The sequence below is a fragment of the Cellulomonas carbonis genome, from assembly GCF_014636275.1.
Classification (GTDB): domain Bacteria; phylum Actinomycetota; class Actinomycetes; order Actinomycetales; family Cellulomonadaceae; genus Actinotalea; species Actinotalea carbonis.
On sequence record NZ_BMEB01000003.1, the window covers coordinates 298720 to 319115 of the forward strand.

Here is a 20396-nt window from a genome sequence, read left to right on the forward strand (position 1 = left end):
GACATGAGCCAGGACGGCCCCGACCCCCGACCGGACCGGCCCGCCTGGTCGCGCCGCCACCTCCCGCCCGGGCCCGTGGTCGCCGTGCTGGACCCGCCGGCCACCGCCGACGGCGTGCGCGTCGCCCCGACCGCCTACGTGCCCGACCGCCTGCTGGTCTCGACGCTCGGTCCCGTCGACGAGGCGGTCGCGGTGCTCCGCGAGGCGGGTGAGGCGCTCGGCTGGTCGGTCGACGTGGACCCGGCGTACGAGCGCGTCGTCCTGGACGAGGCGCCCGAGGACACGCAGGAGCGGCGCCGCCGGCTGCCGTGGGTCGTCGGGCCGCCCGGGCTGGTGCGGCTCCTCGTCACCGCGCGGCCCGGTGCGGCGCCGCCCGACGCCTGGCGGCTGCTCGAGGCGGCCCGCGGCCGCGCGGGCTCGACGCTCCTCGGCGTCGGCCTCGACCACGTGCTGACCATCTCGGCGGGCGTGAGCGCGAACCCCTTCCACTCGACCAACCCGTTCCACTCGACCAACCCCTTCCACTCCACGAACCCGTTCCACTCGACCAACCCGGTCGCGGGCGTGGGCGGCGGCGTCGCCGCGTACGGGTCGCCGGGCAGCGGGGGGCTCCAGCCCGTCGCGTACGTGGGGCCGGCCCCCGTGCGGAGCCCCGCGGTGAAGGGCCGGCGGCCCGTCGTCGGCCTGCTGGACACGGGGTGCGGCGAGCACCCGTGGCTCGCGCACGTCAACACGCTCCCCGTGCCCGGGCCGGCGATCGGGCACACGTCGTCGGCCGACCACCCCGAGCGGGACCCCGACCAGCACGGACCCCTCGACGGCGGGCTCGACCCGCTCGCCGGGCACGGCACGTTCATCGCGGGCCTCGTCCACCAGGCCGCACCCGACGCGGACGTCCTCGCGTGGCGCGTCGTCGGCTCGACGGGTGCCGTGGCCGAGTCCGAGCTCGTCGCGGCGCTGGTCGGCATCGCGGACCTCGTGCTGCACCACTGCCGCGGCGAGGGCGGCATCCCGGTCGACGTCCTGAGCCTGTCGATGGGCTACTACCACGAGACGCCCGAGGACCGGCTCTTCGACCCCACCATGTACGAGGTCCTCGCGGCGATGGGGCGGTGCGGCACCGTCGTCGTCGTCTCCGCGGGGAACGACGCGACCGACCGCCCCATGTTCCCCGCCGCGTTCGCGCCGTGGGACCCCGCCGAGACGGCGCCCGGTGACGTCGACCCGCTGCCCGAGCGCGTGCCCGACGCGGTCCCGGTGGTCGCCGTCGGCGCGCTCAACCCGAACGGGACCGACGCGCTCTTCACCAACGCGGGGCCGTGGGTAGGTCGTCACGAGCGCGGTGCTGCCGTGCTCAGCACGATGCCCGCGTTCTCGGGCGGGGGCCTCCCGCTCGCGCGGACCGTCCACGCGGGACGCACGCGCGAGTCGGTCGACCCCGACGACTTCACGGGTGGGTTCGCGGTCTGGAGCGGGACGTCGTTCGCGGCACCCGTCGTCGCCGGCCGGATCGCCTCGCGCCTGGTCGGGCGGGTCCCCGACACCCCGGAGGCCCGCGAGCGGGACGCCGCCGTGAAGCGCGCCCGCGCGGCGTTGGCCGACTGAGACGTGCTGACCGCGCAGGACCTCCACGAGCGGGCCGTCGCGCACGGCAACGCGGGGCGGCACGCGCTCGCGGCACGCACGCTCGCACGCGCGGCCGAGCGCACCACGGACCCGGACCTCGTCGCGCGCATCGCCGGGACGCGCGCGTACCTCCTGGCCGAGACGGGCGACCCCGACCAGGCCCTCGCGCTGTGCCGCGCGGCGCTGGCCGCGCCCGGGCTGTCGCGACGCACGCGCGCGCTGCTCGTGAGCCAGGTCGGCCTCGTCGAGCTGCGTCGCGGCGACCTCGACGCCGCGCTCGAGCACCTCACGGCCGCGACGGGCGCCCTCGCCGACGACCCCGCGCGCCTGGGGCGGGTGCTGCTCAACCGCGGGCTCGCGCACCTCGACCACGGCCAGGTGCTGCGGGCCGAGCGCGACTTCGGCGCGGCCGCCGAGCAGCTCGAGCTGGCCGGGGAGGTGGTCGAGGAGGCCAAGGCGCGGCACAACCACGGGTACGCGGCGCTCGTGCGCGGCGACCTCGTCCGCGCGCTGCGCCTCATGGAGCGGGCGCGTGAGGTCCTCGTCGGGCTCTCGCCCGTGACGCTCGCGGTGTGCGACCTGGACCGTGCTGCGGTGCTCGCCGCGGCCGGCGAGACGACCGAGGCGGTGCGGCTGCTCACCGCGGTCGCGCGCGTCTTCGGCTCCCGGCGGCTGCACCAGGCCCAGGCCGACGCGGAGCTCGCGCTCGCGGGCGCGCTGCTCGGCACGGACGTGACCGCGGCGGCCGTTGTGGCCAGCCGTGCGGCGCGCCGGTACCGCACCCGGGGCAACGCACTGGGCGCCGCACGCGCCGACGCGTGCGCGTTGACGGCCGAGGTGCTCGGCGGGCCGGGCCGCGTCCGGCCGGGCAGCGTCCAGCCACCTCGTGCCCCGTCCGGACGCGTCGAGGACCTCGCGGCCCGGCTGGACGCGTCGTCGGCGGAGCTCGCCGCGCGGGGCCTCACCGCCGAGGCGACCGCGCTGCGCCTCCAGCGCGCCCGCCTCGAGCTGCGCACCGGCCGGCCCGCCGACGCCGCCGCCAGGCTGCGGCGGGTGCGCGTCACGCCCCGCGCACCCGTGCTCGTCCGCGTCCTGGAGCGCGAGGTCCGGGCCGAGGTCGCCGCCGCCCAGGGCGCGACCCGGCGGGTCCTCGCGCACGCGGCGGCGGGCCTCGACGAGCTCGAGACCTGGCAGGCCGCGTCGGGCAGCGTCGACCTCCAGAGCGGGCTCGCCCTCCACGGCCGGGGGCTCGTCCTCGAGGGGATCCGGGCCGCGGTGTCGACGCGCGACCCCGCACGCGTGCTCGAGTGGTCCGAGCGCGCGCGGGGGCTCGCGAGCCGCGTGGCCCCGCTACGTCCGCCGTCCGACCCGGCGACGGCCGCCGACCTCACGGAGCTGCGCCGGCTGCGGCTGCTCGGGACACCGGGTGCGGGCCCGGGGGGCCGGCGCGAGGCGGTGCTGCGCGCAGCGGTGCTGCGCGACGCCGTCCGGCGCCGTGGGTGGGAGCGCGAGGGGCACGGCGTCGTCGGGACCGTGCCGTCGCTCGACGACGTCGTCCCGGCGCTCGCCGCGACGGACGCCGACCTCGTGACCTACCTGTGGTCGGGCGACCGGCTCACGGCGCTCGTCGTGTCGGGGCGTGCGCACCTCGTCGACCTCGGGCCGTGGGCGCCCGTGCGCGCCCTGCTCGACGGTCTGCTCGCGGACCTCGACGCGGCCGGTGCCGACCTCCCCGCGCCCCTCGCCGCCGTCGTCGCCGGGGCCCTCGACGAGCGGCTCACCCGCCTCGACGCCGTGCTCGGGCTCCCGGTCGCGCGGCTGCTGCGCCGGGACCGCGCGGTGCTGACCGTGCCGGGCGCGCTCGCGGGCGTGCCGTGGGACGCGCTGGACACCTTCCGCGGACGCTCGCTCACGCGCCCGACGTCGGTCGGCCGCTGGCTCGAGCAGGGGCGCGCACCCCGGGCGCCCCGCACCGCGGGGTTCGCGGCCGGGCCCGACGTGCCGCGGGCCGCCGACGAGGTCCGCGCCGCGGCGGCCGCGTGGGCGCCGCACGCCGTCGTCCTCGACCACCCCGCGTCCACGGAGGCGGTCGCGGCCGTGGCCCGGTCCGTCGACGTGCTGCACGTCGCCGCGCACGGGCGGCACTCGGCGGACAACCCGCTGTTCTCGGGCCTCGAGCTGGGCGACGGGCCGTGGTTCGGGTACGACGTCGACCGCCTCGACGCCGTGCCCGCCGTCGTCGTGCTGTCGGCGTGCGAGCTCGGCCGCTCGGCGCAGGGGTGGGGCCGGGAGGCGCTCGGGATGGCGCAGGCGTGGCTGCACGCGGGCGCGCGGTGCGTCGTCGCGGCCGGGTCCGCCGTCAACGACGCCGTCGCGGGCGACCTCCTCGCCGAGGTGCACCGCCGCCTCGCGCGCGGCCGGGCGCCGTCGGACGCGCTGCGCGAGGCGACCGCCGCGCTCGGGGTCCGCACGTCGTTCGCGGTGCACGGCGCGGGGTGGTGAGCGGCCCGCTCAGTCCCGGTCCCCCCACCGGTCAGGTACGGAGAAGCACGGTGTCGGTGGCCCGCCCTAGCGTGGGGCCGAGCGCATCCCGAGGACGGAGAGCCCAGCATGGTCACGAGCACGTCCACCAGCAGGTCCGAGAGCACGGCCACCCCCACGTCGTCGCCGGACGCGCACGTCGCGGACAGCCACGGCCTGATCCGCGTGCACGGAGCGCGCGAGAACAACCTCAAGGACGTGAGCATCGAGATCCCCAAGCGCCGGCTCACGGTGTTCACGGGTGTCTCGGGGTCGGGCAAGAGCTCGCTGGTGTTCGACACCATCGCGGCCGAGTCCCAGCGCATGATCAACGAGACGTACAGCGCGTTCCTGCAGGGCTTCATGCCCAACCTCGCGCGGCCCGACGTCGACGTCCTCGAGGGGCTGACGACGGCGATCATCGTCGACCAGGAGCGCATGGGCGCCAACGTGCGCTCGACGGTCGGGACCGCGACGGACGTCAACGCGCTCCTGCGGATCCTGTTCAGCCGCCTCGGGCAGCCACACATCGGCTCGCCGCAGGCGTTCTCGTTCAACGTCGCGTCGATCAGCGGCGTCGGGCAGGTCAAGCTCGAGAAGGGCGGCGTCGCGCGCGCCGAGAAGCGCGAGTTCTCGATCACGGGCGGCATGTGCCCCCGCTGCGAGGGCATGGGGTCGGTCAACGACGTCGACCTCACGCAGCTGTACGACGCGTCGAAGGCCATCGCGGAGGGCGCGATCACCGTGCCTGGCTACAGCGCCGACGGCTGGTACGGGCGCATCTTCGGTGCCGTCGTGCCGATCGACGTCCCGATCGAGAGGTTCACCGCGAAGCAGCTCCAGGAGTTCCTGCACGGGTCCCCTCGCAAGGTCAAGGTCGAGGGCGTCAACCTCACCTACGAGGGGCTCGTGCCGCGCATCCAGAAGTCGTTCCTGTCCAAGGACGTCGACACGCTGCAGCCGCACGTGCGCGCGTTCGTCGAGCGCGCGGTCACGTTCACGACGTGCCCCGAGTGCGACGGCACGCGCCTCAGCGAGGCCGCCCGGTCGTCGCGGATCGGCGGCGTGAGCATCGCCGACGCGTGCGCGATGCAGATCACCGACCTCGCGACCTGGGTCCGCGGCCTCGACGAGCCGTCCGTCGCGCCCCTGCTCACCGCGCTGCGCGAGACGCTCGACTCGTTCGTCGAGATCGGGCTCGGCTACCTCTCGCTCGACCGGCCCTCCGGCACGCTGTCCGGCGGCGAGGCGCAGCGGACCAAGATGATCCGCCACCTCGGCTCGTCCCTGACCGACGTCACGTACGTGTTCGACGAGCCGACGATCGGTCTGCACCCGCACGACATCCAGCGCATGAACGAGCTGCTGCTCCGCCTGCGGGACAAGGGCAACACCGTGCTCGTCGTCGAGCACAAGCCGGAGGCGATCGCGATCGCCGACCACGTCGTCGACCTCGGCCCCGGTGCCGGCTCGGCCGGTGGCGAGGTCGTCTTCGAGGGGACCGTCGAGGGCCTCCGGTCCAGCGGGACGCTCACCGGGCGGCACCTCGACGACCGGGCGTCCCTCAAGCCCGCGGTCCGCACGCCGACGGGTGCGCTCGAGATCCGCGGTGCCTCGACCCACAACCTCCAGGACGTCGACGTCGACATCCCGCTCGGCGTGCTCGTCGTCGTCACGGGCGTCGCGGGCTCGGGGAAGAGCTCGCTCATCCACGGCTCGGTCGCCGGGCGCGACGGGGTCGTGACGGTCGACCAGGGCGCGATCCGCGGGTCACGGCGCAGCAACCCCGCGACCTACACGGGTCTGCTCGAGCCGATCCGCAAGGCGTTCGCCAAGGCCAACGGCGTCAAGCCCGCGCTGTTCAGCGCCAACTCCGAGGGTGCGTGCCCGGTGTGCAACGGCGCGGGCGTGATCTACACCGACCTGGGCGTCATGGCGAGCGTCTCGACCACGTGCGAGCAGTGCGAGGGGCGCCGGTTCGACGCGTCCGTGCTCGAGTACACCCTCGGGGGTCGCGACATCAGCGAGGTCCTCGCGATGCCCGTGACCGAGGCGGAGGAGTTCTTCCGCGTCGGCGACGCCCGCACCCCGGCGGCGCACGCGATCCTCGACCGCCTCGCCGACGTCGGCCTGGGCTACCTCACGCTCGGGCAACCGCTCACGACGCTGTCCGGCGGCGAGCGGCAGCGGCTCAAGCTCGCGACGCACATGGCCGGCAAGGGTGGCGTCTACGTGCTCGACGAGCCGACGACGGGCCTGCACCTCGCCGACGTCGAGCAGCTCCTCGGGCTGCTGGACCGCCTGGTCGACTCCGGCACGTCGGTCGTCGTCATCGAGCACCACCAGGCCGTCATGGCGCACGCGGACTGGATCGTGGACCTCGGTCCCGGCGCGGGGCACGACGGCGGCCGGGTCGTCTTCGAGGGCACGCCGGCGGACCTAGTCGCCGCGCGCTCGACGCTCACGGGACGCCACCTCGCGGAGTACGTGGGCGCCTGACGGGGGCACATGCTCTCCGCCCCTGCCGGCCGCCCGCGGGCACCCCGCCGCGGCGAGGCGACCGGCGCGATCCGCCCTGTCCGCCTAGGGTTGACCGGACGGCAGCGGCAGGAGAGGTGCATGACTGAGGCGACCCGCGTCCCGGTGGACGGCGACGACCGAGCGGGCGGCCTGACGAGGCGGCGCAGGTGGCCGTGGGTCGTGCTCGTGCTCGCCGTGGTCGTCGCGGTCGTCGTCGCCGTGCTGTTCCTCGCGAACGACCGCGAGCCCGAGGCGGCGCCGCAGCCGGCCGACCCCGAGGTCGTCACGCTCCCCGTCCCGACGCCGACGATCGACCCGATCGACGTCGAGCCCGGGACGCGCTTCTTCGAGTCGCTGCCGCGGACCGTGCTCGAGTACGCGCTGACCGAGAGCACCGCCGACCAGGCAGCCGTCGCCTCGGGGGCGGTCGAGGCGTACCGCCTCGTGCTGGGCGACGGCGGGACGACCGAGGTCGTCGTCCTCGCGAGCCAATGGCGCGACGCGGACGCCGCAGGCGCGGCGTTCGACGAGCTGCTCGCCGCCGAGGCGGCGGCCGCGGGCATCCCCGTCGACCAGGTGGGCACCCCGACGGGGTCGGCCGACGACGCCGCGGCGGGCGAGCAGACGCAGGACCCCGCCGCCCCCACCGAGGAGCCGACGGAGCCGGCCGCCCCGACCGAGCCGACCCTCGAGCAGGGTCCGGTCGAGGTCGACGGGACGCAGGTCGGGCGCTACCTGCTCGTCACGCGACCGGACGGCTCGGGCACGGTGCACTGGACCAACGGCACCGCGCTCCTCCGGCTGGACGGCCCGGCCACGGCCGTGCGCGACGTCTACGCGGCGTTCCCGCTGTGACGGGTCGCCCGCGTCCCGCCGGCTGACACGCACGCGCCGCTACGCTCACGGCACCGTCGTCCTGAACCGGAGGCCCTCATGAGCGAAGCGCCACCCGCGGCTCCCGTCCGGTCCGTCGCCCTGCTCGGCGGCGGCGTCATGGGCGAGGCGATCCTCGCGGCCGTCCTGCGCGCGGGGGTCCCCGCCGGCGGCGTGGCCGTGTGCGAGCGCCGCGCCGAGCGCGCCGACGAGCTGCGTGACCGGTACGGCGTGCGCACGACCGACGACCTCGCCGACGCCGTGCGCGGCGCGGAGGTCGTCGTCGTCGCGCTCAAGCCGGGCGACGTCCGGGCCGCGCTGACGGAGGTCACGGACCACCTCGCGCCCGGTGCCGTCGTGCTGAGCGTCGCGGCGGGCCTGACGACGGCCTTCTACGAGCGACTGCTCCCCGAGGGCACACCCGTGCTGCGCGTCATGCCGAACACGCCCGCGCTCGTCGGCGCGGGGGCGTCGGCGGTGGCGCCCGGTCGCTCGGCGACACCCGAGCACGTCGCGACGGGGACGGCGCTGCTGGCCGCGACCGGCCTGGTCGTGGCCGCGGCGGAGAAGGACATGGACGCGGTGACGGCGATCTCGGGCTCGGGACCGGCGTACGTGTTCGCGCTCGTCGACGCCCTCGCCGAGGCGGGCGTGGTCCTGGGGCTCACGCGCGACCGCGCGCTCGAGCTCGCGACCGCGACGTTCCGCGGGGCGGTCGCGCTGCTCGACGAGACGGGCGAGCACCCCGTCGTCCTGCGCGAGCGCGTGACCTCGCCCGGTGGAACGACCGCCGCGGGGCTGCGCCAGTTCGACGCGCACGCCGTGCGGGCCGCGGTCGTCGCGGCGGCGGAGGCCGCACGGGACCGGTCCCGTGCCCTGAGCGCCGAGCTCGAGGGATGAGCGCCGCGCGGCCGCCGGCCATGAGCGACGTCGCGGCCCTCGCGGGCGTGTCGCACCAGACGGTGTCGCGCGTGCTCAACGGCCACCCGTCGGTGCGCGACGAGACGCGTGAGCGCGTCCTGGCCGCGATCGGGGAGCTCGGGTACCGCCGCAACACCGCCGCACGCGCGCTCGTCACGCGGCGCAGCGGGATCATCGGCGTCGTCACGTCGGGCTCGGCGCTGTTCGGCCCGACGAGCACGCTCATCGCGATCGAGAACGCGGCCCGTGAGGCCGGCTACTTCGTGAGCCTCGCGACCGTCGCCGCGTGGGAGCAGGACGGCCTGCGCGCCGTCCTCGAGCACTTCCTGAGCCAGGGCGCCGACGGCGTCGTGGTCGTCGCCGCGCACGACGACGCGGTCGAGGCGGTGCGCGAGTTCCCCTCGCCGGTCCCCGTCGTCATGGTCGGCCCGCGCGAGCTGCCCGGCGCCGAGCTGCACGCCGTCGCGGTCGACCAGTACGGCGGCGCACGCCTCGCGGTCCGGCACCTGATCGACCTGGGCCACCGCGACGTCGCGCACCTCGCCGGGCCGCAGGACTGGCTCGACGCGCGGCACCGCGTGCGCGGCTGGCAGGACGAGCTGCGCGCGGCGGGGATCGAGCCGGGTGCGCCGCTGAGCGGGGACTGGGGCGCCGACCGCGGGTACGAGGTGGGCTGCGAGCTCGTCGCAGGGGGTCGCCTGCCGACCGCCGTGTTCGCGGCGAACGACCTCCTCGCGCTCGGGCTGCTCCGTGCGTTCGCGGAGAGCGGCGTGCGGGTCCCCGACGACGTGTCGGTGGTCGGCTTCGACGACGTCGCGGGCTCGGCGCACTTCTTCCCGCCGCTGACGACGGTGCGGCAGGAGTTCGGCGACCTCGGACGCCGGTGCCTCGCGATGCTGCTCGGGCTCATCGAGGGCGACGACGCGCCCGCGAGCGTCGTCGAGCCGCACCTCGTCGTCCGGGAGAGCTCCGGCCCGCCGCGGCACGACGGCGACGGCTGACCGGAGGGCGTGGCCGACGTGGTGCGGGTGAGGTTGGCCCGAACGGGCCATCTAGGACCTCCGGAACCTTGACCCCTCCCGTGTGAGCGTTAACATCGGTGAGCCGCCGGCACCAGCGGGCGGCGCACCGTCGCCGCGTCCCCGCGGCGGGTGCACACGCCGTCCCGGACGGAGCGACATGGCCGTCGAGCCCCCCACCACCGACCTGCGCGCGACCGTCGCCGAGGGCCGCACCTCGCTGGGCATCGAGCTCGGCTCGACGCGCATCAAGGCGTGCCTGATCGCCGAGGACGGCACGGTCCTCGCGACCGGCGCGCACGACTGGGAGAACCAGTTCGTCGACCGGATGTGGACCTACTCGCTCGACGCCGTCTGGACGGGCCTGCAGGAGTGCGTCGCCGAGCTGCTCGCCGACACCGAGCGGCGCCACGGCGTCCGCCCGACGACCTTCGGCGCGCTCGGCGTCTCCGCGATGATGCACGGCTACCTCGCGTTCGACGCCGACGACGAGCTGCTCGTGCCGTTCCGGACGTGGCGCAACACCACCACCGAGCGCGCGGCGACCGAGCTGACCGAGCTGTTCGGCTACAACATCCCGCTGCGGTGGTCGGTCGCGCACCTCTACCAGGCGGTGCTCGACGACGAGCCGCACGTGCCCGACGTCCGCTTCGTCACGACGCTGGCGGGCTACGTCCACTGGCGGCTCACGGGCCGCCGGGTCCTGGGCGTCGGCGACGCGTCCGGCATGTTCCCGGTCGACCCGGCGACGCACGCGTACGACGAGCGCATGCTCGCCGCCTTCGACGAGCGCGTCGCGGGCCGCCGTCCCGGGCTGCGCCTCGCCGAGCTCCTGCCCGAGGTGCTGGTCGCCGGCCAGGAGGCCGGTCGGCTCACCGAGGAGGGCGCCGCGCTGCTGGACCCGACCGGGACGCTCCAGGAGGGTGTGCCGCTGTGCCCGCCCGAGGGCGACGCCGGGACCGGCATGGTCGCGACGAACGCCGTCGCGCCCCGCACCGGGAACGTGAGCGTCGGCACGAGCATCTTCGCGATGGTCGTGCTCGAGCGTCCGCTCGAGCGGGTGCACCACGAGCTCGACCTCGTGACGACGCCCGCGGGCGACCTGGTCGCGATGGTCCACTGCAACAACGGAGCGAGCGAGCTCGGCGCCTGGGCCGAGGTGTTCGGCCGCTTCGCGACGGTGCTCGGCAGCCCGGCGGCGCCGGACGAGGTGTTCGGCGCGCTGCTGCGCGAGGCGCTCGAGGGCGACGTCGACGGCGGCGGCCTGCTCGCCTACAACTACCTCTCGGGCGAGCCGATCACCGGGCTCACCGAGGGCCGGCCGCTCGTCGTCCGCACGCCCGGCAGCCGGCTGACGCTCGCGAACTTCGTCCGGACGCAGGTCTACGGCGCCTTCGCGACGCTGAGCCTGGGCATGAAGGTGCTCGCGGGCGAGGGTGTCGAGATCGACACGCTGTTCGCGCACGGCGGTCTGTTCCGGACCGCGGGCGTCGCGCAGCGGCTGCTCGCGGCGGCGGTCGGCGCACCCGTCGCGGTGGCCCGGACGGCCAGCGAGGGCGGCCCGTGGGGCATGGCCGTGCTCGCGGGCTACCTCGTGGCGGGGCAGGGGCAGGACCTGGGGTCCTACCTCGACGACCGCGTGTTCGCCGGGGCGGAGGTCGACGTGGTCGAGCCCGACGCCGACGACGTCCGCGGCTACGCGGTCTTCCTCGACCGGTACGTCGCGGGGCTCGCCGTCGAGCGCGCCGCGACCGAGGCGACCGGCAACGACGACGCGTGAGCCGCACCCCCGTCACCCCCGTGACCCCCGAGGTCCCGCGCAGAGCGGGACGACGCCCGACGCAGGAGGACAGGCCATGACCGCCCAGCTCGACACGTACCCGCAGGCCGTGCGCGACGCGGTGGCCCGCACGCGCGAGGTCGTCTCGGCGCTGCACGCCGAGCTCCCGCGGTGGGGGCTCGTGGTGTGGACCGCGGGCAACGTCTCCCAGCGCGTCGTCGTCGACCCCGCGGCGGGGCCGGGCGAGCACGACCTGCTCGTGATCAAGCCGTCGGGCGTGACGTACGACGAGCTGACGCCCGAGGCGATGGTCGTGTGCGACCTCGACGGGGAGCTCGTCGACGGCGAGCGGTCGCCGTCGTCGGACACCGCGGCGCACGCGTACGTCTACCGGAACATGCCCGAGGTCGGCGGCGTCGTGCACACGCACTCGACGTACGCGACCGCCTGGGCCGCGCGCGGCGAGGAGGTGCCGTGCGTGCTGACGATGATGGCCGACGAGTTCGGCGGGCCCATCCCGATCGGCCCGTTCGCGCTGATCGGTGACGACTCGATCGGCCGCGGGATCGTCGAGACGCTGCGCGGGTCGCGCAGCCCCGCCGTCCTCATGCGCAACCACGGACCCTTCACGATCGGCAAGGACGCCAAGGCCGCCGTCAAGGCCGCGGTCATGTGCGAGGAGGTCGCCCGGACCATCCACGTCGCGCGTCAGCTCGGCGAGCCGCTGCCCATCGCGCAGGCCGACGTCGACAGCCTCTACGACCGCTACCAGAACGTGTACGGCCGCTGACGCGGCCCGCGCGACCCGACGCGGCCGGCACCGGCCCACGCAGCCCCGCACCCAGCCCCACCCAGCCCCACCCAGCCTGACGAGACACCGATGACGAGCGCGCACCGCGCTGGAGGAGAGACCATGACGAAGCCCTACGCCGACCGCGAGGTGTGGTTCCTGACCGGGAGCCAGGACCTGTACGGCGAGGAGACCCTCCGGCAGGTCGCGGAGCAGTCGCAGGCGATCGCCCGCGGCCTCGACGAGTCCGACGTCGTGCCCGTGCGGATCGTCTGGAAGCCGGTGCTCAAGGACCGCGACGCGATCCACCGCATGGCGCTCGAGGCGAACGCCGACCCCCGCTGCATCGGCGTCATCGCCTGGATGCACACGTTCTCGCCGGCGAAGATGTGGATCCTCGGCCTCGACGCGCTGCGCACGCCGCTGCTGCACCTGCACACGCAGGCGAACGTCGAGCTGCCGTGGTCGACGATCGACTTCGACTTCATGAACCTGAACCAGGCCGCGCACGGCGACCGCGAGTTCGGGTACATCCAGACGCGCCTCGGCGTCGCGCGCAAGACCGTCGTCGGGCACGTGTCCAACCCGACCGTGCAGCAGAAGGTCGCCACGTGGGTCCGCGCGGCCGCGGGCTGGGCCGCGACGCACGAGCTCCGCCTCGCGCGCTTCGGCGACAACATGCGCAACGTCGCGGTGACCGAGGGCGACAAGACCGAGGCCGAGCTGCGCTTCGGCGTGTCCGTCAACACGTGGGGCGTCAACGAGCTCGTCACGGCCGTCGACGCGGTGCAGGACTCCGCGGTCGACGAGCTCGTCGCCGAGTACGAGGACCTGTACGACGTCGTGCCCGAGCTGCGGCGCGGCGGCGACCGCCACGACTCGCTGCGCTACGGCGCTCGGCAGGAGCTCGCGCTGCTCGCGCTGCTCGGCGAGATCGGCGCGACCGCGTTCACGACGACGTTCGAGGACCTGGGCGCGCTCCGTCAGCTCCCGGGCCTCGCGGTCCAGCGCCTCATGGCGAAGGGCTTCGGCTTCGGCGCCGAGGGCGACTGGAAGACCGCGATCCTCGTCCGCGCCGCGAAGGTCATGGGCGAGGGCCTGCCCGGCGGCGCGTCGCTCATGGAGGACTACACGTACGACCTCACCCCGGGCGACGAGAAGATCCTCGGCGCCCACATGCTCGAGATCTGCCCGACGTTGACCACGTCGCGGCCGTCGCTCGAGGTCCACCCGCTCGGCATCGGCGGCAAGGAGGACCCGGTCCGGCTCGTCTTCGACACCGACCCGGGCCCCGGCGTCGTCGTGGCGATGTCCGACATGCGGGACCGCTTCCGGCTCACGGCCAACGCGGTCGACGTGGTCGGCGCGGACCAGGACCTGCCCAACCTCCCGGTCGCGCGCGCCGTCTGGAAGCCCAAGCCGGACTTCGCCACCTCCGCCGAGGCGTGGCTCATGGCCGGCGCGGCGCACCACACGGTGCTCTCGACGCAGGTCGGCGTCGACGTCTTCGCGGACTTCGCGGACATCGCGCGCACCGAGCTGCTCGTGATCGACGAGGGCACGACGTCGCGCGGCTTCGCCAACGAGCTCCGCTGGAACCAGGTCTACCACCGCGTCGCGCAGGGTCTCTGACCCGTCGTGACGGTGGCCCGGCGGCCGGTCCGGCGCCCTCGCGAGGGGCGCCGGACCACCCGTCCGGGTGATGTCGGACGAGGGCGCTGCACGTCGCCGTCGTGCGGTGGAGCGCGCCCGGAGGTTGTGAAACCGTTGCATTCACTTTCACAAACGAAAGCGTGACCCGTAGTCGACGGGCTCCGTGACAGGTGCCCGGAGCGCCCGATTTGCCCTCTGACCTGCGATGATGTTGGAACGGCCAGGACCTAGGGCCCTCTTCGGAACTGTCGATCCGGCCGTTACAGTTTCGCAATCAAAAGTTGGCTTCAAGAAGTTGACGCAAGGCGACCGGCCCGACGACAGTAGGGGCGTGCTCAAGGACGAGACGGAGCCGCTGCCCGTGACGACGCGTCGCGAGCGCATGCTCCAGGTGATCGCGGAACGGCAGTTCGTCCGCGTCGCCGACCTCGCGGGGGCCTTCGGGATCTCCGACGTGACGGTCCGTGCGGACCTCGCGGCTCTGGAGAGCACACACGCAGTGCGGCGGGTCCGCGGTGGCGCGATGGCGCCCGCCGCAGGCTCCAACCGCGCCGAGCCCTCCTTCGAGGAGGCGCTCGTCGAGTTCGCCGGTGAGAAGCAGCGCATCGGTGAGTACGTCGCCGGGGTGGTCGCCTCGGGGTCGAGCATCCTGCTCGACGTCGGGACGACGACGACGGCGGTGGCCCGGGCCCTCGTGGCCCGTGCCGACCTCGAGCACGTCACGGTGATCACGAACGGTCTCAACATCGCGCTCGAGCTCGAGCCGGCGCTGGGGCGGTTCACGGTCGTCGTCACGGGCGGGACGCTGCGGCGACTCCAGCACTCGCTGGTGGACCCGCTCGCCACCGTCCTGCTGGGCCGGCTGCACGCCGACCTGGCCGTCATCGGGTGCAACGGCGTCGACGCCGAGCACGGGGTGACGAACCTGAACCTCCCGGAGGCGGAGATCAAGCAGCGCATGATCGCCGCCGCCGACCGCACCGTGGTCGTCGCCGACGGCTCGAAGCTCGGTCAGGTCCACCTGGGCCGGATCGGCTCGGTCCGCGACGTCGACACGGTCGTGACCGGGGCCTCGGCCCCTGCGCACGAGCTGGCCCGGCTGCGACGGGCCGACGTGGACGTGGTCCGCGTCGAGTGACCCCCCAGATGCACCACACACTTCCTGACCGGTCCTGGTCAGGGCAGCAGGGCCCGGTCGACGACCAGCCCACTCAGGAAGAGCAGTTCTCTCGAGGAGGAGAAGAATGAGCACCAAGAAGTTCGCCGTGACCGCGGCGGGCCTGACGCTGGCGATGACCCTCGCCGCGTGCGGCGGTGGCGGCGCGGGCTCCAACGACGACGACACGACGACCGGTGGCGGCACCGAGGGTGGCGCCGAGGCCGGCGGCCTCATCGGCGTCGCGATGCCCACGCAGACCTCGGAGCGCTGGATCGCCGACGGCGAGGCCGTCGAGGCGGGCCTGACCGAGGCCGGGTTCGAGGTCGACCTGCAGTTCGCGGGCGACGACATCCCCACCCAGCAGCAGCAGATCGACCAGATGATCACCAAGGGCGCCGAGGCGCTGATCATCGCCGCGATCGACGGCACGGCCCTCTCGGGCCAGCTGCAGGCCGCTGCCGACGCGGGCATCCCGGTCATCTCGTACGACCGCCTCATCCGCGACTCGGAGAACGTCGACTTCTACGTCACGTTCGACAACTTCCAGGTCGGCGTCCAGCAGGCCACCTCGCTCCTCGTGGGCCTCGGCCTGCTCGACGCCGAGGGCAACGAGGTCGCCGACGCGCCCGCCGGGCCGTTCAACATCGAGCTCTTCGCGGGCTCGCTGGACGACAACAACGCGTTCTTCTTCTTCGACGGCGCGATGTCCGTCCTCCAGCCGCTCATCGACGACGGCACGCTCGTCGTGAAGTCCGGCCAGACGGACATCGAGCAGGTCGCGACGCTGCGCTGGCAGCAGGAGACCGCGCAGAAGCGCATGGAGGACCTCCTCACGGCGCAGTACAACGACGGCTCGATCGTCCACGGCGTCCTCTCGCCGTACGACGGCCTGTCGCGCGGCATCATCACCGCGCTGCAGAACGCGGGCTACGCGGTGGACTCGGCCGACAAGCCGATGCCGGTCATCACGGGTCAGGACGCGGAGATCGCGTCGGTCAAGCTGATCGCCGACGGCGTCCAGTTCTCGACGATCTTCAAGGACACCCGCAAGCTCGCGCAGCAGGCCATCGTCTCCGCCGAGGCGTACCTGAACGGCGAGGAGCCCGAGGCGAACGACACCGAGACGTACGACAACGGCGTCAAGGTCGTCCCGTCGTACCTGCTCGAGTCGGACATCGTCTACGCGGACAACATCGAGTCGCTGCTGGTCGAGTCGGGCTACTGGACGGCCGAAGAGGTCGCCTCCGGCGTCGCCGAGTGATCTGACTGCCGACCCGGCGGGGAGCCTCTCCCCGCCGGGTCGGCACCCATCCGTGGCCACCCGAGACGTGAAGGACTGAGGCCGCATGAGCAGCAACATCTTGGAGATGCGCTCCATCACCAAGACCTTCCCGGGAGTGAAGGCGCTCCAGGACGTCACGCTGGAGGTCCAGCGCGGCGAGATCCACGCCATCTGCGGGGAGAACGGCGCAGGCAAGTCGACCCTCATGAAGGTCCTGTCCGGCGTCTACCCCCACGGCACCTACGAGGGCGACATCGTCTTCGACGGCGAGGTCGTGAGCTTCGGGTCGATCAACGACAGCGAGCACAAGGGCATCGTGATCATCCACCAGGAGCTCGCCCTGGTGCCCTACATGTCGGTGGCCGAGAACATCTTCCTCGGCAACGAGCAGCGCGGTACCGGCGGGCTCATCGACTGGAACAAGACGAACGCCGAGGCGGCCAAGCTCCTCGCGCGCGTCGGCCTCGACGAGAACCCGGTCACCCCCGTCGGGCAGCTCGGCGTCGGCAAGCAGCAGCTCATCGAGATCGCCAAGGCGCTCTCGAAGGAGGTCAAGCTCCTCATCCTCGACGAGCCGACCGCCGCCCTCAACGACAGCGACTCCGAGCACCTGCTCGACCTGCTCCGGCACCTCAAGGGCCAGGGCATCACGTCGATCATGATCTCCCACAAGCTCAACGAGATCGCCGAGATCGCCGACCGCACGACGATCATCCGCGACGGGCGGACGATCGAGACGATCGACATGTCGCGTCCCGAGTCCACCCAGGACCGGATCATCAAGGGCATGGTCGGCCGCGACCTCGAGCACCGGTACCCCGAGCGCACCCCCAACATCGGGCCCGAGGTGCTCCGCGTCGAGAACTGGACGGTCTGGCACCCCACGCAGGACCGCAAGGTCGTCGACGACGCGTCGTTCACCGTGCGCGCGGGTGAGGTCGTCGGGATCGCCGGCCTCATGGGCGCCGGTCGCACCGAGCTCGCGATGAGCCTGTTCGGCCGCTCGTACGGCCGCAACATCAGCGGCCAGATCTTCAAGCGCGGCGAGCCGGTCCAGATGCGGACCGTGAGCGAGGCGATCGCCCACGGCATCGCGTACGCGACCGAGGACCGCAAGAAGTACGGCCTCAACCTCATCGAGGACATCAAGCGCAACGTCTCGGCCGCCGGCCTGCACAAGATGTCGCGGCGCGGCTGGGTCAACGGCAACGAGGAGCTCAAGGTCGCCGAGGAGTACCGGGCGAGCCTGAACATCAAGACGCCGAGCGTGCTCGCCGTCGTCGGGAAGCTCTCGGGCGGCAACCAGCAGAAGGTCGTCCTGTCGAAGTGGATCTACACCGACGCGGACGTCCTCATCCTCGACGAGCCGACGCGTGGCATCGACGTCGGCGCCAAGTACGAGATCTACACGATCATCAACCGGCTGGTCGCGGCGGGGAAGGCCGTCATCGTCATCTCCTCCGAGCTGCCCGAGCTGCTCGGCATCAGCGACCGCGTGTACACGCTGGCGTTCGGCCGGATCACGGGTCAGCTGCCGGTGCAGGACGCCACCCAGGAGCGCCTCATGGAGCTCATGACCATGGAGAAGGAAACGGACAAGGTGCAATGACTCAAGTCGCGAACATCCGGGAGCTCGTCACCCGGAACATGCGGACGAGCGGTATCTACATCGCGTTCGTGGTGATCATCGCGCTGTTCGCGGTCATCACGGACGGGCTGCTCCTGGCGCCCAACAACATCTCCAACCTGGTCCTGCAGTACTCCTACATCCTGATCCTCGCGATCGGCATGGTGATCGTGATCATCGCCGGTCACATCGACCTGTCGGTCGGGTCGGTCGTCGCCGTCACGGGCGCCATCTCGGCGACCATCGTCATCAAGAACGGCATGCCGTGGTGGATGGGCGTCCTCGCCGCCCTCGGCGCGGGCCTGCTGATCGGCGCGTGGCAGGGCTTCTGGGTCGCGTTCGTCGGCATCCCCGCGTTCATCGTGACGCTCGCGGGCATGCTCCTGTTCCGCGGCCTGACCCTGCTGGTCCTGGACAACATCTCGCTGTCGCCGTTCGGGAAGCCGTACACCACGATCTCGGCAGGCTTCCAGAACGGGTTGCTGGGTGGTCCCGGGTACGACGTCTTCACGCTCGTCGTCTTCGGCATCGCGGTCGCGGGCTACGCGTTCAGCCAGTGGCGCTCGCGTCGTGCCCGGCTCGCGTACCAGCAGTCCGTCGAGGCCTTCCCGCTGTTCGTGCTGAAGATCCTCGTGGTGGCCGCGGTCGTCATGTGGTTCGCGTACCAGCTCGCGAGCAGCCGTGGCCTGCCGAACGTGCTGATCCTGCTGGCGTTCCTCATCATCACGTACTCGCTCATCACGAGCCGGACCGTCTTCGGCCGCCACGTGTACGCGATCGGCGGGAACCTGTCGGCGGCCCAGCTGTCCGGCGTCAAGGTGAAGTGGGTCAACTTCTTCATCTTCGTCAACATGGGCTTCCTCGCGTCGCTCGCCGGTGTCGTCTTCTCGGCACGGTCGAACGCCGCCCAGCCCGCGGCCGGCAACATGTTCGAGCTCGACGCGATCGCGGCGTGCTTCATCGGTGGCGCGGCCGTCACCGGCGGTGTCGGCAAGGTCACCGGCGCGATGGTCGGTGGTCTGATCATGGCCGTCATGTCCAACGGGATGCAGCTCATGGGCATCGACCAGTCGGTGCAGCAGGTCGTCAAGGGCCTGGTCCTGCTCCTGGCCGTCGCGTTCGACGTCTGGAACAAGCGCAAGGCGGGCACGGGTCGCTGACCCTCCCGCACCCGTCGAGGCCCGGTCCCGCTCCGCGGGGCCGGGCCTCGCGCCGTGCGGACCGGGGGCGCTGCCCACGGGGCCAGGTTCCGTAACGGGGTCCCGCCCTCCGCGCCGGGCCTCGCGCCGGTCCGCGCCCCCTCAGCCTGCTCGGGGTGCCGCAGCGGTTGTGCGGATCCGGTCGACCGCGGCGCGACCGCGGCGTTCCGCGCAGGGTCCGGAGCCTTGCGCGGCCAGCCGTCAGACGACGGCGCAGCCGGCGCCGCAGCGGCGAGGGGTGCCGGCCCACCCGCGGGCGCGCAGTGCCGCGACGACCTGCTCGGCGACTGCGCAAGGGGTCACCGCGACGTGCCGCCATCGGTACCGGAGCGTGAGCTCCCCGCGCTCGAGCAGCACGGCGTTGTCACGCCAGGTGTCGCGGTCCGTGCGACCGCCCGGATGTCCCAACCAGCCGTCGAGCTCGACTCGCGTGCGGTACGGCTCATAGCGGCCGTCGGCCCGCACCCAGAGCCCGCCGACGACGTCGCGGTCCTGCGCCGACGAGGTCGGGAGGCGGTGGCGCCGCTCGACGTCGCGGACGTACCGGAGCTCCAGTGCCGACTCGACCCCGGCCACCGCCTCGCCCAGCACCTCGCGGAGGAGGTGACCGTTCGGCGTCCGCGCCCGGTCGGCCAGGACGTCTCTGAGCTCACGGGCCGTCGCGCCGGCCCGCAGACCGTCTGTCACCCAGGCGATGACGCCGTCGGCGCCGCGTGCACCGGCGGCGGCGTCGATGACGGTGACGGCGCGCGGGGTGCTCGGGATGCGGGCCTGAGCGGCGAGGACGACGTCCGGCATCCGCCGACGCAGGTGGACGACGAGGTCGGCTGCGGCCGTGATGCGACGGCAGGCCGGGATCGACACGTGCAGGGGCTCCGACGGACGCGCCGTCCTGATCCTCTGGGCGTGTGCGGCGCTCAGGTGGCTGAGGGCGGCACCGGGTCCCGCGTGAAGGACAGCTCCCCAGGCGCGTGCTTCCCACGGCAGCGGTCCCGAGTGCACGACGACGACGCCGCGGTGCAGCCTCTGCCATCGACCCGAGGCGAGCTTGCGCCGCACCCAGCTGCGGTCGGCCCCAGCGGCGAGCAGCTGCTCCACAGCAAGGACGCCCGCCTGGTGGGCAGCGAGGTGCTGGACCGTCGCTTCGGGGAGGCGCATGGACCCAGTCGACCGGGCTGCGCGTCGCCTCCGGTGGCCTGGTCGCCCAAATGGGTGGACGAAGGCCGTCCACACGTCGGTGGGACCGGGGAGACGTGCTCGACAGGGTCTCCGACACCACCCGATCGGCCCCGGTGCGTGAACCAGGCCAGCGTTTGCGATGTGCGCGGCGACGCGGGGCTCTTGCGTGAAGCGGTCGGGTCACATTCCGGCTCGAGGCTTTCACTCAACGGCGCCGGGGGGTGCGCTGCAGGGACGGGCAGGACCGG

General features: G+C 73.5%; 14 protein-coding genes. 13 read left to right on the forward strand and 1 reads right to left on the reverse strand.

The features are described from left to right. Positions 1–3 precede the first annotated feature (3 nt). From IEV86_RS11425 to mmsB, 13 genes are all read left to right on the forward strand, one after another. Positions 4–1605, forward strand: coding sequence for a S8/S53 family peptidase (locus IEV86_RS11425; protein ID WP_052426538.1), 1602 nt, complete (start codon positions 4–6; stop codon positions 1603–1605). A 3-nt stretch (positions 1606–1608) separates the two neighbouring features. Beyond that, entirely contained in the window at positions 1609–4128 is a 2520-nt protein-coding gene (locus IEV86_RS11430) for a CHAT domain-containing protein (RefSeq protein WP_188484674.1), read from the forward strand. Between the two features lie 108 nt (positions 4129–4236). Then, complete coding sequence (locus tag IEV86_RS11435; RefSeq protein WP_081978553.1) at positions 4237–6645, forward strand: ATP-binding cassette domain-containing protein; 2409 nt, start codon at positions 4237–4239, stop codon at positions 6643–6645. A gap of 120 nt (positions 6646–6765) precedes the next feature. Next, positions 6766–7521, forward strand: coding sequence for a hypothetical protein (locus IEV86_RS11440; RefSeq protein WP_152605570.1), 756 nt, complete (start codon positions 6766–6768; stop codon positions 7519–7521). A 78-nt stretch (positions 7522–7599) separates the two neighbouring features. Further along, on the forward strand, positions 7600–8439 hold the full coding sequence (gene proC / locus IEV86_RS11445; protein ID WP_043603950.1) for a pyrroline-5-carboxylate reductase: 840 nt from the start codon (positions 7600–7602) through the stop codon (positions 8437–8439). Next, positions 8436–9461, forward strand: a complete 1026-nt coding sequence (locus IEV86_RS11450) for a LacI family DNA-binding transcriptional regulator (RefSeq protein WP_229734615.1) — start codon at positions 8436–8438, stop codon at positions 9459–9461. The genes proC and IEV86_RS11450 overlap by 4 nt, the downstream gene beginning before the upstream one ends. A gap of 178 nt (positions 9462–9639) precedes the next feature. Then, on the forward strand, positions 9640–11259 hold the full coding sequence (locus IEV86_RS11455; RefSeq protein WP_043603956.1) for a xylulokinase: 1620 nt from the start codon (positions 9640–9642) through the stop codon (positions 11257–11259). 76 nt (positions 11260–11335) lie between these two features. After that, on the forward strand, positions 11336–12049 hold the full coding sequence (locus tag IEV86_RS11460; RefSeq protein WP_043603959.1) for an L-ribulose-5-phosphate 4-epimerase: 714 nt from the start codon (positions 11336–11338) through the stop codon (positions 12047–12049). Between the two features lie 123 nt (positions 12050–12172). Then, positions 12173–13681, forward strand: coding sequence for an L-arabinose isomerase (araA, locus tag IEV86_RS11465; RefSeq protein WP_043603962.1), 1509 nt, complete (start codon positions 12173–12175; stop codon positions 13679–13681). Positions 13682–14033: 352 nt separating this feature from the next. Then, positions 14034–14840 (forward strand): DeoR/GlpR family DNA-binding transcription regulator, encoded by an 807-nt coding sequence (locus tag IEV86_RS11470; protein WP_043603963.1) that lies wholly within the window; start codon positions 14034–14036, stop codon positions 14838–14840. Between the two features lie 106 nt (positions 14841–14946). Beyond that, entirely contained in the window at positions 14947–16122 is a 1176-nt protein-coding gene (gene chvE / locus IEV86_RS11475; RefSeq protein WP_043603965.1) for a multiple monosaccharide ABC transporter substrate-binding protein, read from the forward strand. A gap of 85 nt (positions 16123–16207) precedes the next feature. Continuing rightward, the gene (gene mmsA / locus IEV86_RS11480; protein WP_043603967.1) at positions 16208–17752 is read left to right on the forward strand and encodes a multiple monosaccharide ABC transporter ATP-binding protein; all 1545 of its coding nucleotides are present in this window, start codon (positions 16208–16210) and stop codon (positions 17750–17752) included. Next, on the forward strand, positions 17749–18930 hold the full coding sequence (gene mmsB / locus IEV86_RS11485) for a multiple monosaccharide ABC transporter permease (protein ID WP_043603969.1): 1182 nt from the start codon (positions 17749–17751) through the stop codon (positions 18928–18930). The genes mmsA and mmsB overlap by 4 nt, the downstream gene beginning before the upstream one ends. A gap of 240 nt (positions 18931–19170) precedes the next feature. Here the strand turns inward: mmsB and IEV86_RS11490 are convergent, their stop codons facing one another. Then, on the reverse strand, positions 19171–20127 hold the full coding sequence (locus IEV86_RS11490; protein WP_043603971.1) for a type IV toxin-antitoxin system AbiEi family antitoxin domain-containing protein: 957 nt from the start codon (positions 20125–20127) through the stop codon (positions 19171–19173). Positions 20128–20396: the final 269 nt, after the last annotated feature.

Coding starts and splice junctions, on each gene's coding strand:
- IEV86_RS11460 (WP_043603959.1), top strand. CDS start 11,336: ATGACCGCCCAGCTCGACACGTACCCGCAGGCCGTGCGCGACGCGGTG.
- proC (WP_043603950.1), top strand. CDS start 7,600: ATGAGCGAAGCGCCACCCGCGGCTCCCGTCCGGTCCGTCGCCCTGCTC.
- IEV86_RS11440 (WP_152605570.1), top strand. CDS start 6,766: ATGACTGAGGCGACCCGCGTCCCGGTGGACGGCGACGACCGAGCGGGC.
- IEV86_RS11450 (WP_229734615.1), top strand. CDS start 8,436: ATGAGCGCCGCGCGGCCGCCGGCCATGAGCGACGTCGCGGCCCTCGCG.
- araA (WP_043603962.1), top strand. CDS start 12,173: ATGACGAAGCCCTACGCCGACCGCGAGGTGTGGTTCCTGACCGGGAGC.
- IEV86_RS11425 (WP_052426538.1), top strand. CDS start 4: ATGAGCCAGGACGGCCCCGACCCCCGACCGGACCGGCCCGCCTGGTCG.
- chvE (WP_043603965.1), top strand. CDS start 14,947: ATGAGCACCAAGAAGTTCGCCGTGACCGCGGCGGGCCTGACGCTGGCG.
- mmsB (WP_043603969.1), top strand. CDS start 17,749: ATGACTCAAGTCGCGAACATCCGGGAGCTCGTCACCCGGAACATGCGG.
- IEV86_RS11455 (WP_043603956.1), top strand. CDS start 9,640: ATGGCCGTCGAGCCCCCCACCACCGACCTGCGCGCGACCGTCGCCGAG.
- mmsA (WP_043603967.1), top strand. CDS start 16,208: ATGAGCAGCAACATCTTGGAGATGCGCTCCATCACCAAGACCTTCCCG.
- IEV86_RS11490 (WP_043603971.1), bottom strand. CDS start 20,127: ATGCGCCTCCCCGAAGCGACGGTCCAGCACCTCGCTGCCCACCAGGCG.
- IEV86_RS11435 (WP_081978553.1), top strand. CDS start 4,237: ATGGTCACGAGCACGTCCACCAGCAGGTCCGAGAGCACGGCCACCCCC.